Genomic DNA, 12,430 nt, shown 5'->3' on the forward strand with positions numbered 1-12,430 from the left:
ATTGCGCCCATTGCCATGGATGAGGGCCTGCGCTTCGCCATCCGTGAGGGTGGTCGCACCGTCGGCGCCGGCGTCGTCGCTAAAATTATTGAGTGAGCTTCAGCATAGAAAAGAGGTGGGACGTTTGTCCTCGTCCCACCTTGCAAGTTTAGTTACAGGCCAGTAGCTCAATTGGCAGAGCAGCGGTCTCCAAAACCGCAGGTTGGGGGTTCGATTCCCTCCTGGCCTGCCACCTTTTCTGTGGCAGACCCCAAATTTCGTCCGCTCGGGTTGCAAGGAGAACTCTCCTTGGACTCGCAAAGCTGAAATCAGCATGAATTTGACCAAGCCTGAAACGCAAACCGTTAACAACCGTAGCGATACTTATAAGCTCTTAGCCGCTGGCGCCATCGTTTTACTGGCTTTAGTGATCTTTTACGCACTTGCCAATCACTCGTTGTTGGCGCGCGTCATCGGCTTATTGCTGGCAATGGGTGCAGCCGTAGCGATTGCCTTAAAGACTGAAATCGGTGCGGAAACGCTGGAATTTATCCGTGGATCGCGCCTAGAAGTCCGCAAGATCGTTTGGCCCACCCGTGCGGAAACCACCCAAACGACCTTAATCGTCATCGCCATGGTAGTCATTATGGGCTTATTGCTGTGGTTACTCGATGTCTTACTGTTCTGGCTAATCCGGCTCATTACTGGTTAGCAAGGCGATAATAACCATGGTCATGCGATGGTACGTGGTGCAAGCGTATTCCGGCTTTGAGCAGCACGTTAAACGCTCCTTGTTGGAAAGAATCAGTCGCGAAGGGCTTAAGGACCGCTTTGGGCAAGTCCTGGTACCGACTGAGGAAGTCGTGGAAATGCGTGACGGCCAAAAGCGCAAGAGCGACCGTAAGTTTTTTCCGGGCTACGTCTTAGTACAGATGGAGATGGATAACGACACCTGGCATCTCGTCCGTAATGTCCCAAAAGTCTTGGGCTTTATCGGCGGCACCAGTGACAAGCCGGCACCGATCTCGGAAAAAGAGGCGCAAACCATCCTGCAACGGGTTCAGGAAGGCGTAGACCGTCCTAAGCCGAAGGTGCTCTACGAGCCAGGCGAAATGGTGCGGGTCACTGATGGCCCATTTAACGATTTTGAGGGCGTCGTCGAGGAAGTGAATTACGAAAAAAGCCGGCTGCGGGTGGGCGTCATGATTTTTGGTCGCACGACGCCGGTGGAACTGGAATTCAGCCAGGTTGAAAAAGTTTCCCGCTGACCATTCATCCTACGGTCAGGGGTCCGCCGCTCACCACTGAGCGGCTTATCGGGGAGCCGCAAGGCGTTCGCACCCAACAGGAGACGCAATGGCAAAGAAAGTTACCGCATACGTCAAGCTACAGGTCGCGGCCGCCAAGGCCAACCCTAGCCCTCCCGTGGGTCCCGCTCTGGGGCAGCACGGCGTGAACATCATGGAATTTTGTAAGACATTCAACGCCCAAACCCAACACTTGGAGCCGGGTCTGCCCATTCCCGTGGTGATTACGGTCTACAGTGACCGTAGCTTTACCTTCATCATGAAGACCCCACCCGCTTCCGTCTTGCTGAGGAAAGCGCTGGGTCTGGACAAAGGCAGTTCCAATCCCAATACCAAGAAAGTTGGCACGGTAACCCGCGCTCAGCTTGAAGACGTCGCTAAGGCCAAGATGCCCGATCTAACCGCCGCCGATCTTGATGCCGCCGTTCGGACTATCGCCGGCAGCGCCCGTTCCATGGGCCTTGATGTGCAAGGAGTCTAAGCGATGGCGAAACTATCCAAACGCCTACAGGCCGTGCGCAGCAAACTGACTCCCGGCAAGTTTTACCCGATTGGAGAAGCATTTGTGCTGCTGAAGGAACTATCCACCGTTAAATTTCGTGAATCGGTGGACGTGGCGGTCAATCTGGGTGTCGATCCTCGTAAATCCGATCAAGTGGTGCGCAGTGCCACTCTGTTGCCGCACGGCACTGGCAAGACGGTTCGGGTCGCAGTATTCGCGCAAGGTGCCAACGCCGACGCTGCACGCGATGCCGGCGCCGATGTGGTCGGCTTCGAGGATCTTGCTGAATCGGTCAAGGCGGGCAATCTTGATTTTGACGTGGTTATCGCTGCCCCGGACGCCATGCGAGTGGTCGGTCAACTGGGCAAGATTCTGGGTCCTCGTGGCTTGATGCCGAATCCCAAGGTCGGCACCGTAACCCCTGACGTAGTGGGCGCAATCCACAACGCTAAGGCGGGTCAAGTCCGCTATCGGACTGATAAGGCCGGTATTATCCATTGCACAATCGGCAAGGTGGATTTTGCGCCAAACCAGTTGCAAGAAAATCTGCAAGCTCTGCTGCATGACCTGCAAAAGATCAAGCCAGCCACGTCGAAGGGTATCTACATTCGGCGGGTCACTGTCTCCACGACCATGGGACCCGGCTTGGCCGTCGATCAAGCGACATTAGCATTCTAAATTCAGATGCCCTGGGTCGTTGATTGCCAGGGCAATAAGAACTTTGGGCCGGCCGGAACTTTCGGCCAGCGTCAAAGACCGCGGGCGCCCTTCAGCTTAATCCGTTTCCGGCCAAACACCGGAGCAGCCCGCGCAGACGGGTAAGGCCCTTCCGGATTTTTTCTGGCAAGGCCACCGTTTTCGCTCTCCATTCATGGAGAAAACACCGCGAGGTAAGTCAATGAGTCTCAATCTGGCAGAAAAACAGGCTGTGGTGGCCGAAGTCGCCAAAGTGGCTGCCAGTGCGCACTCCGCGATTGCCGCTGAGTACCGTGGCCTGAGCGTCGCTCAGATCACCAGTCTGCGAGTCAAAGCGCGGGAAACCGGCGTCTATGTGCGCGTCGTTAAGAACACCCTGGCACGGCGTGCCGTGCAGGGTACTGAGTTCGAGTGCTTGCAATCCAGTCTGGTCGGACCGCTGATCCTAGCGTTCTCCCAGGAGGACCCAGGCGCAGCGGCGCGGCTGATCAAGGAATTTCTCAAGGAAAAAGCCAACGACAAACTGATCGTCAAGGCATTGGCGGTCGGCGGTCAGGCGTTCCCAGCCAGCGAGCTGGAACGACTGGCGAGCTTGCCGACTCGCGATCAAGCGATCAGCTTGCTCATGGCTTGTATGAAGGCACCGCTCGATAAATTCGCGCGAACCCTCAACGAAATTCCCGGCAAATTGGTGCGCACCGTCGAAGCGATCCGGCAGCAGAAAGAAGCGGCCTGATTATTTTGGCGACCAACAGCTTAAATTGAATAGTATTTTCAGCATTTATTCAGGAGTAAATCTGTAATGGCTGTTTCGAAAGAAGACATTCTGGATACCATCGCCAATATGACGGTGATGGAAATCGTTGAGTTGATTTCCGCCATGGAAGCCAAGTTCGGCGTCAGCGCCGCCGCCGCTGTAGCGGCCGCTCCAGTGGCTGCCGTGGCCGCTGCACCGGTCGAGGAGAAGACTGAATTCGACGTAGTGATGACCAGCTTCGGTGAAAAGAAAGTCGAAGTGATCAAGGTAGTCCGGGCGTTGACCGGTTTGGGCTTGAAGGAAGCCAAAGACGCGGTAGAAGGCGTGCCCTCTACCATCAAGGAAGGTATTCCCAAGGCCGAAGCCGAAGATATCAAGAAGAAGCTTGAAGAAGCCGGCGCCAAGGTCGATATCAAGTAAACTGGGGAGTTTTCCCAGTTGTGGGATATTTACCACGCCGCCAGTCGGCGCGGATCAAGTAGGCTCAGAAACGGCTGGCGATCTCCGGTCGCCGGCCCGTTTCTATTTGAATTGCTTAGTAAACACCCAGATTCAAGCCTGCGGAACCCTGGGTCGGGGCCGATGATGGAATCCAGCGATTTTGCCCCTGGCTGCACTCCCGATGAGAGGAATCCTGATGTCGTACACTTTTACTGAAAAAAGACGCATTCGTAAAGATTTCGGCCGGCGTCCCAGCATCCTGGAGGTGCCCTACCTGCTGGCGATTCAGTTGGATTCGTATCGTGAGTTTCTGCAAGCCGAGACCGCGCCCGGCGAACGCCGAGAAGCGGGACTCCATGCCGCGTTTCGCTCGGTATTTCCCATTGTCAGCTACTCCGGCAACGCGCGCTTGGAATATGTCAGCTACCGGATGGGCGAACCGGTGTTCGATGTCCGCGAATGCCAGTTGCGGGGCTTAACCTATGCCGCGCCGCTGCGGGTTCGGCTGCGACTCGTGCTGATGGACAAGGACGCTGAGGCCGGCACGCAAAAGATAAAAGACATCAAGGAAAACGAAGTCTACATGGGCGAATTGCCGCTGATGACCGATAATGGTACTTTCGTCATCAACGGTACTGAACGGGTCATCGTTTCCCAATTGCACCGCTCTCCGGGTGTATTCTTCGACCACGATAAAGGCAAGACCCACTCCTCCGGCAAGCTGCTGTTTTCGGCGCGCATCATCCCCTATCGCGGCTCCTGGCTGGACTTTGAATTCGATGTCAAGGATATCGTCTACGCCCGCATCGACCGCCGTCGCAAATTGCCGGTTACCATCTTGCTGCGCGCCTTGTTCGATGAACCAAACCCGAACGACCCTGCCGCGCGCTCGGTAAACGAGCAGATTCTGGATTTATTCTTCGAAACCAACCTCATTCGTGTCGATGGCGAACATTTCACCCTGGATCTGATCCCCGAACGCTTGCAGGGTGAAACCGCCAGCTTCGACATCATGATTGATGACCGCGAGCTTTTGAAAGCTGGTCAGCGGGTGAAAGCCAAACATGTCAAGGATCTGGTCAAGGCTGGGGTACAGAGTCTGCGGGTACCGAGCGAATACCTGATCGGCAAGATTCTGGCGCGCGATTTGCGCGACCCCCAAACCGGCGAATTGTTGGCACAAGCGAACGATGAGCTAACTCTGGAAAAGCTTGAAAAAATCCAGGCGTCAGGCGTCAGTGAATTTCCAACGCTTTACGTCAACGATGTCAACCGCGGCCCCTATCTCGCCAATACCCTGCGCGCCGATCCCACCCGCAGTCAATGGGAAGCCCAGGTCGAGATCTACCGGATGATGCGTCCTGGTGAGCCGCCGACTAAGGATGCCGCGCAGCGCCTGTTGCACGATTTGTTCTTCTCAGCGGAGCGTTACGATCTGTCGGATGTCGGTCGGATGAAATTCGACAGTCGAGTCGGCCACCGTCGCGCACCGATTCCGGGTATAACGACCAAAGATCGTCCTGCCGGTGTGCTGTCGATGGAAGACATTTTGGCGGTACTCAAGGTATTGATCGACATTCGCAACGGCAATGGTCAGGTTGATGATATTGACCATCTCGGCAACCGCCGCATCCGCTGCGTCGGCGAAATGACCGAAAACGTGTTCCGTATCGGTTTGGTGCGCGTCGAGCGCGCAGTCAAGGAACGCTTGAGTCTGGCCGAATCCGAAGGGCTGACGCCGCAAGATTTGATCAACGCCAAACCCGTCGCAGCCGCCATCAAGGAATTCTTCGGCTCTTCGCAACTGTCGCAGTTCATGGATCAGAACAACCCGCTGTCGGAAGTCACCCATAAGCGCCGGATTTCGGCCTTAGGCCCTGGCGGTTTGACTCGTGAGCGGGCGGGCTTTGAAGTGCGCGATGTACACGCCACTCATTACGGCCGAGTGTGCCCGATTGAGACGCCAGAAGGCCCGAATATTGGCTTGATCAACTCCTTGGCGGTCTATGCGCGTACTAACCAATACGGCTTTCTGGAAACGCCTTACCGGCGCGTGACCGACGGCCGGGTGACCGATGCCATTGATTATCTTTCGGCGATTGAGGAAGGCCAATTCGTCATCGCTCAGGCTAACGCGGCGCTGGATAGCGACGGCCGCTTGACCGATGAGATGGTGTCGTGTCGCTATCAGAACGAATTCATGCTGGCCACGCCGGATCGCACTCAATATATGGATGTCTCGCCGAAACAGATCGTCTCGGTGGCGGCCGCCTTGATTCCCTTCCTGGAGCATGACGATGCCAACCGCGCGCTGATGGGATCGAACATGCAGCGCCAGGCGGTACCGACTTTGCGTTCGGAAAAGCCGCTGGTGGGAACCGGCATGGAACGCATCGTCGCGCGTGATTCTGGAGTCTGTGTGATCGCCAAGCGCGGTGGCTTGGTCGATTCGGTGGATGCTGGCCGCATTGTGGTACGGGTCAACGATGCCGAAACTGAAACCGGTGAGCCGGGCGTCGATATTTACAATCTCACCAAATACACCCGTTCTAATCAGAATACTTGCATCAACCAGCGCCCACTGGTGCAAGTGGGCGATCAAGTGGTGCGGGGTGACGTCCTGGCCGATGGTCCCTCGACCGACATGGGCGAATTGGCGCTCGGCCAGAATCTGTTAGTCGCGTTCATGCCCTGGAACGGCTACAACTTCGAGGATTCGATCCTGATTTCGGAGCGGGTGGTGCAAGCAGATCGCTTCACTACCATCCATATTGAGGAGCTATCCTGCGTCGCCCGCGACACGAAACTGGGACCCGAGGAAATCACCGCGGACATTCCCAATGTCGGTGAAAACGCCCTCGCCCGCCTGGATGAAGCCGGTATCGTTTATATCGGTGCTGAGGTCAAAGCCGGCGATATTCTGGTCGGTAAGGTCACCCCCAAAGGCGAAACCCAACTGACCCCGGAAGAAAAGCTGCTACGGGCGATTTTCGGTGAGAAAGCGTCCGATGTGAAAGATACCTCGCTGCGGGTGCCTTCCGGCATGGACGGTACGGTCATCGACGTGCGGGTCTTCACGCGCGATGGCGTCGAAAAGGATTCGCGCGCTCGGCAAATTGAAGAAACCGAACTGAAGCGCATCCGCAAGGATTTGAACGATCAATTGCGAATTCTGGAAGACGACCTGTATCAACGCATGGAGCAAATGCTGCTCGATAAGCCCGCCGAAGGCGGCCCCAACGGCCTGCATGGTCATGAGGCGGTCAGCATCGACTACCTCAAGCGGCTACCGCGCGAGCGCTGGTTCGAAATTCGGATGCAAGCCGATGATCTCAACGATCAGTTGGAAAAAATCGCTCGGCAACTGGATCAGCAACGTAAAGCGTTCGACAAGAAATTCGATGAGAAGCGCCGCAAGTTGATACAGGGTGACGATCTAGCCCCTGGCGTGTTGAAGATGGTCAAGGTTTACTTGGCGGTCAAGCGCCGCATCCAGCCCGGCGACAAGATGGCCGGTCGGCACGGCAATAAGGGTGTGGTTTCGATGATCGTGCCGCAAGAGGATATTCCTTATTTGGAAGACGGCACCCCAGTCGATATCGTTTTGAATCCGCTGGGCGTACCGTCGCGGATGAACGTCGGCCAAGTACTCGAAACTCATCTCGGTTGGGCTGCCAAAGGCTTGGGTCTGAAGATCGGCCGCTTATTGGACGCCCACTCCCGGATTGAGGAGCTACGGGCCTTTCTCAATAAAATTTACAACACCGTCGGCGATCAGAATGTTGATCTTAGCCAATTCAATCATGCTGAATTGATCACGCTGTGTCGCAATCTGCGGGATGGCGTACCCATCGCCACTCCGGTCTTTGACGGGGCCACCGAACAGGAACTGCGAGAATTGCTGCAAATGGCTGAGCTGCCTGAGAGCGGCCAGACCATCCTCTATGATGGTCGAACCGGCGAGCCTTTCGATAGGCCGGTCACCGTCGGTTACATGTACATGCTCAAGTTGAACCACCTGGTGGACGACAAGATGCACGCGCGCTCCACTGGCCCGTATAGCCTGGTCACCCAACAGCCGTTGGGTGGCAAGGCGCAGTTCGGTGGTCAGCGTTTTGGCGAGATGGAAGTCTGGGCGCTGGAAGCTTACGGTGCCTCTTACACCCTTCAGGAAATGCTGACCGTTAAATCCGATGACGTGAACGGCCGCACCAAGGTGTACAAAAACATCGTAGACGGCAACCATCGGATGGAAGCCGGTATGCCCGAATCGTTCAACGTGCTGGTCAAGGAAATTCGGTCGCTGGGGATCAACATGGAGCTGGAAAATGATGCGCTGCCATTGCCGCGCGATGAGTGAGGTCGATGTGCCCGCCTTGGCGGGCCAGCACCGCAATCCCGTGAGTGAGAGACGATGAAAGACCTGCTAAATCCTTTCAAGACGTTCGACGAAATCGAGGATTTCGACGCCATCCGCATCGGGCTAGCCTCGCCGGAGATGATCCGCGCCTGGAGTCGCGGCGAAGTAAAAAAACCCGAAACCATCAATTACCGGACCTTCAAGCCGGAGCGTGATGGCCTGTTCTGCGCCAAAATCTTTGGACCCACCAAAGATTACGAATGCCTGTGCGGTAAATACAAGCGGCTCAAGCACCGAGGCGTGGTCTGCGAAAAATGCGGGGTGGAAGTCACCCTGGCCAAGGTTCGGCGCGAGCGTATGGGCCACATCGAACTGGCCTCACCGGTGGCGCATATCTGGTTTTTGAAGTCGCTGCCCTCTCGCATCGGTCTGTTATTGGACATGACTTTGCGGGATATCGAACGGGTGCTCTATTTCGAATCCTTCGTGGTCATCGACGCCGGCATGACGCCGTTGGAGAAAGGCCAACTGCTGACTGATGAAACTTATCTGGATGCCGTTGAGCAGTACGGTGACGAATTCGATGCCCGGATGGGCGCGGAGGCGGTGCGCGAATTACTGCATGGTTTGGATCTAAAGCAACTCGTCGGACAACTGCGCCAGGAAATACTGGAATGCAGTTCTGAAACCAAGCTCAAGCGACTGTCGAAGCGGTTGAAGCTGGTGGAATCGTTCCTGAACTCCGGTAACAAACCGGAGTGGATGGTGCTGACGGTGCTGCCCGTACTGCCGCCGGACCTGCGGCCGTTGGTTCCGCTCGATGGCGGCCGCTTCGCCACCTCTGACTTGAATGACCTCTACCGGCGCGTGATCAACCGTAATAACCGGCTCAAGCGGTTATTGGAATTGAGCGCCCCGGATATCATCGTCCGCAACGAAAAACGGATGCTGCAAGAAGCAGTAGACTCGCTGCTCGATAACGGTCGGCGGGGCCGGGCCATCACCGGCACCAACAAGCGCCCGCTCAAATCGCTGGCTGACATGATCAAGGGCAAACAAGGCCGCTTCCGGCAGAACCTGCTCGGTAAGCGGGTGGATTACTCCGGCCGTTCGGTCATCGTGGTTGGCCCGACCTTGCGCTTACACCAGTGCGGCTTGCCGAAAAAAATGGCCTTGGAATTGTTTAAGCCATTTATCTTCAGCAAGTTGCAGTATCGCAACATGTCAACCACCATCAAAGCCGCCAAGAAGATGGTCGAGCGTGAGGAGCCGGCGGTCTGGGATATTCTGGAAGAGGTAATCCGCGAACATCCGGTCATGCTCAACCGCGCCCCGACTCTGCATCGCTTAGGCATCCAAGCCTTCGAGCCGGTGTTGATCGAAGGCAAAGCGATCCAGCTCCACCCGCTGGTCTGTACCGCGTTCAACGCCGACTTCGACGGCGACCAGATGGCGGTACACGTTCCCCTGTCGATTGAGGCGCAGTTGGAAGCCCGCGCCATGATGATGTCCACCAACAACATCCTCAGCCCGGCCAATGGCGAGCCGATCATCGTCCCGTCACAGGATGTGGTGCTCGGCTTGTATTACTTGACCCGCGAACGCATCAACGCGGGGGGTGAAGGCATGATGTTCGCCGATGTGCGGGAAGTCCACCGTGCTTACGAAAACCGCCAGATTGAGCTGCACGCGCGCATCGAAGTGCGCCTGCCGCCGGAGAAAATCGGCGAAGACCCAACCGTTACCAACGGATCGACTCGCGTCAAAACCACGGTCGGCCGGGTCTTGTTATCGGAAATTTTGCCGGAGGGTCTGCCGTTTTTCCTGGTCAATCAGGTGCTGACCAAGAAAACCGTCTCTCGGCTGATCAACGAATGTTACCGGTGGCTCGGTCTCAAACAGACCGTGATCTTCGCCGATCAGTTGATGTACACCGGCTTTTATTACGCCACGCGATCCGGCTCGTCCATCGGTTTCGAGGATTTCAAGATTCCTACCGAGAAAACGGCCTTGCTGGACAAAGCCGAGCAGGAAGTCAAAGAAATCGACTCGCAATACACCTCTGGTCTGGTGACCAAAGGCGAGCGCTATAACAAAGTGGTGGATATTTGGTCGCGTACCAACGACCAAGTGGCCAGCGCCATGATGCGCAACCTCGGCAAGGAGAAGATTCGCAACCGCAAAGACGAACTCGTCGAGCAGAACTCGTTCAATTCGGTCTTCATGATGGCCGATTCGGGCGCGCGTGGTTCAGCCGCCCAGATCCGTCAGTTAGCCGGTATGCGTGGCTTGATGGCTAAGCCCGACGGTTCGATCATCGAAACGCCGATCAAAGCCAATTTCCGCGAAGGTTTAAGCGTGCTGGAGTATTTCATCTCAACGCACGGCGCCCGCAAAGGTTTGGCCGATACCGCATTGAAGACTGCCAATTCCGGTTATCTCACCCGGCGTTTGGTGGATGTGGCGCAAGATTTGGTGGTGACGGAGCCGGACTGCGGAACTCACGAGGGCGTCTGGATGACCCCAGTCGTTGAGGAAGGCGATGTCAAGGAACCGTTGCGCGACCGGGTGCTCGGCCGCACTGTGGCCAGAGATGTCTTCCAGCCCAGTGGCGATGAGGTGGCGATCCCCGCCGGGACGCTACTGGATGAAAAATGGGTGATGCAACTCGACGAAATCGGTATCGATAACATCATGGTGCGTTCAGCCATCGCTTGCCAGACCCGTTACGGCGTCTGTGCCGCCTGCTATGGCCGCGATCTGGCACGGGGCCATCGGGTCAACATCGGCGAAGCGGTCGGAGTGATTGCCGCGCAATCCATCGGTGAACCCGGCACACAGCTCACCATGCGCACCTTCCATATCGGTGGCGCCGCCTCCCGCACCACGGTCACCAGTCAGGTCCAGAGTAAATCCAAGGGTTTGCTGCGCCTGCATAAAATGAAAGTCGTCCAGCGTCGGGACGGCCACTGGGTTGCCGTGTCGCGCTCAGGAGAAATCACCCTGGTCGATGAGCAAGGCCGTGAGCGCGAACGCTACAAGGTGCCCTATGGCGCCGAACTGTCCTTCGAGGAAGGCAGCCCAATCGAAGCCGGCCAGGTGATCGCCCGCTGGGACCCGTACACGCACCCGATCATCACCGAGGTGGCTGGGTTGGTACGCTTTGCCGAATTTGAGGAGGGTATCACCGTTCAGCGGCAAACCGACGAAATGACCGGCTTGTCCAGCTTGATCGTGATGGACCCGAAGCAACGCGGCGCATTGGGCAAGGACAAGCGCCCGATGGTCCGCTTGGTCGATGAATACAGCAACGATATCTTTATTCCGGGTACTAGCACGCTGGCGCAATACCCGCTCCCGGCTGGCGCCATCGTCAACCTGGCTGATCACGCTGAAGTGGCGGTAGGCGATGTCATCGCCCGCATCCCGCAAGAATCATCAAAAACCCGTGACATTACCGGTGGTTTGCCGCGAGTGGCAGATCTTTTCGAGGCTCGTAAGCCCAAGGAACCGGCGATCCTGGCCGAAAAATCGGGCATCATCGAATTTGGCAAGGAAACGAAGGGCAAACAGCGTTTGGTCATCAGGGACAAGAGCGGCGAGATCCTCTACGAGGAATTGATCCCGAAATGGCGCCATGTCGGCGTATTCGACGGTGAGTACGTTGAACAAGGCGAAATGATCGCAGACGGTGAGCCTAACCCACATGACATCCTCCGGCTGCTCGGCGTCCAGGAATTGGCGGCTTATCTGAGCAAGGAAATTCAGGATGTCTATCGGGTACAGGGCGTCAAGATCAACGACAAACACATTGAGGTGATCGTCCGCCAGATGCTGCGCAAGGTGGAAATCGTCGATCCTGGCGAAACCAGCTTCATCAAGGGCGAGCAAGTCGAGCGGACTCGGGTACTGGAAGAAAATGATCGGGCCGTCAGTGAAGATCGGGCACCCGCCCGCTGGCAACCCATGCTGCTTGGCATTACCAAGGCATCCCTGGCGACCGAATCGTTTATCTCGGCCGCCTCGTTCCAGGAAACCACCCGTGTGTTGACGGAAGCCGCCGTGCGGGGGCTGCGCGACGATTTGCGGGGTCTGAAAGAAAACGTCATCGTCGGCCGCTTAATCCCGGCAGGCACGGGGCTGGCCTATCACCTGCAAAGACGGCGTAACTGGATTCCCAGCCGTCCGACCACAAGCGCTGGTCATGTCTTCGAAAGCAGCGAATCGGAACTAAAGACGGGGCTGATCGAAGAAGAAAGCGACGATAACGAGCCGGGCGCTAAAGACATCACCGCATAGCCGGCTCTCAAATGATGGCCAAAGGCGGGCACCGACTGACGTTGCCCGCCTTTCTTTTTGGCTTTCTAACACTCAACCCTGCTTGAGGC

Annotated in this window: 9 protein-coding genes and 1 tRNA gene; all 10 read left to right on the plus strand. The window is 56.6% G+C overall.

Annotated features, from left to right (window positions below; all coding sequences use genetic code 11):
- Window positions 1-96 (plus strand): EF-Tu C-terminal domain-related protein (locus BN873_RS19295; RefSeq protein WP_297122208.1); only part of this gene is annotated, 96 nt, incomplete at its 5' end.
- A 60-nt stretch (window positions 97-156) separates the two neighbouring features.
- A tRNA-Trp gene (locus BN873_RS04040) sits at window positions 157-232 on the plus strand.
- A gap of 81 nt (window positions 233-313) precedes the next feature.
- Complete coding sequence (gene secE / locus BN873_RS04045; protein WP_048670897.1) at window positions 314-691, plus strand: preprotein translocase subunit SecE; 378 nt, start codon at window positions 314-316, stop codon at window positions 689-691.
- A gap of 16 nt (window positions 692-707) precedes the next feature.
- A complete protein-coding gene (nusG, locus tag BN873_RS04050; RefSeq protein WP_048670899.1) occupies window positions 708-1,247 on the plus strand; it encodes a transcription termination/antitermination protein NusG in 540 nt (179 codons plus the stop codon).
- 88 nt (window positions 1,248-1,335) lie between these two features.
- On the plus strand, window positions 1,336-1,767 hold the full coding sequence (rplK, locus tag BN873_RS04055; RefSeq protein WP_048670901.1) for a 50S ribosomal protein L11: 432 nt from the start codon (window positions 1,336-1,338) through the stop codon (window positions 1,765-1,767).
- A 3-nt stretch (window positions 1,768-1,770) separates the two neighbouring features.
- Entirely contained in the window at window positions 1,771-2,466 is a 696-nt protein-coding gene (rplA, locus tag BN873_RS04060) for a 50S ribosomal protein L1 (protein WP_048670903.1), read from the plus strand.
- Window positions 2,467-2,686: 220 nt separating this feature from the next.
- Complete coding sequence (gene rplJ / locus BN873_RS04065) at window positions 2,687-3,220, plus strand: 50S ribosomal protein L10 (RefSeq protein ID WP_048670905.1); 534 nt, start codon at window positions 2,687-2,689, stop codon at window positions 3,218-3,220.
- Between the two features lie 66 nt (window positions 3,221-3,286).
- Window positions 3,287-3,661 (plus strand): 50S ribosomal protein L7/L12, encoded by a 375-nt coding sequence (gene rplL, locus BN873_RS04070; protein ID WP_048670906.1) that lies wholly within the window; start codon window positions 3,287-3,289, stop codon window positions 3,659-3,661.
- A 217-nt stretch (window positions 3,662-3,878) separates the two neighbouring features.
- A complete protein-coding gene (rpoB, locus tag BN873_RS04075; RefSeq protein WP_048670908.1) occupies window positions 3,879-8,042 on the plus strand; it encodes a DNA-directed RNA polymerase subunit beta in 4,164 nt (1,387 codons plus the stop codon).
- A 54-nt stretch (window positions 8,043-8,096) separates the two neighbouring features.
- Window positions 8,097-12,341: a DNA-directed RNA polymerase subunit beta' gene (rpoC, locus tag BN873_RS04080; RefSeq protein WP_048670911.1), complete on the plus strand. Its 4,245-nt coding sequence runs from the start codon at window positions 8,097-8,099 to the stop codon at window positions 12,339-12,341.
- The last annotated feature ends 89 nt before the right edge of the window (window positions 12,342-12,430 follow it).

The organism is Candidatus Competibacter denitrificans Run_A_D11 (genome assembly GCF_001051235.1).
GTDB classification, from domain to species: domain Bacteria; phylum Pseudomonadota; class Gammaproteobacteria; order Competibacterales; family Competibacteraceae; genus Competibacter_A; species Competibacter_A denitrificans.

Bases quoted from the DNA above. Each gene is read 5' to 3' on its own strand.
- rplA (WP_048670903.1), top strand. From the start codon at position 1,771: ATGGCGAAACTATCCAAACGCCTACAGGCCGTGCGCAGCAAACTGACT.
- rpoC (WP_048670911.1), top strand. From the start codon at position 8,097: ATGAAAGACCTGCTAAATCCTTTCAAGACGTTCGACGAAATCGAGGAT.
- rpoB (WP_048670908.1), top strand. From the start codon at position 3,879: ATGTCGTACACTTTTACTGAAAAAAGACGCATTCGTAAAGATTTCGGC.
- rplK (WP_048670901.1), top strand. From the start codon at position 1,336: ATGGCAAAGAAAGTTACCGCATACGTCAAGCTACAGGTCGCGGCCGCC.
- nusG (WP_048670899.1), top strand. From the start codon at position 708: ATGGTCATGCGATGGTACGTGGTGCAAGCGTATTCCGGCTTTGAGCAG.
- rplJ (WP_048670905.1), top strand. From the start codon at position 2,687: ATGAGTCTCAATCTGGCAGAAAAACAGGCTGTGGTGGCCGAAGTCGCC.
- rplL (WP_048670906.1), top strand. From the start codon at position 3,287: ATGGCTGTTTCGAAAGAAGACATTCTGGATACCATCGCCAATATGACG.
- secE (WP_048670897.1), top strand. From the start codon at position 314: ATGAATTTGACCAAGCCTGAAACGCAAACCGTTAACAACCGTAGCGAT.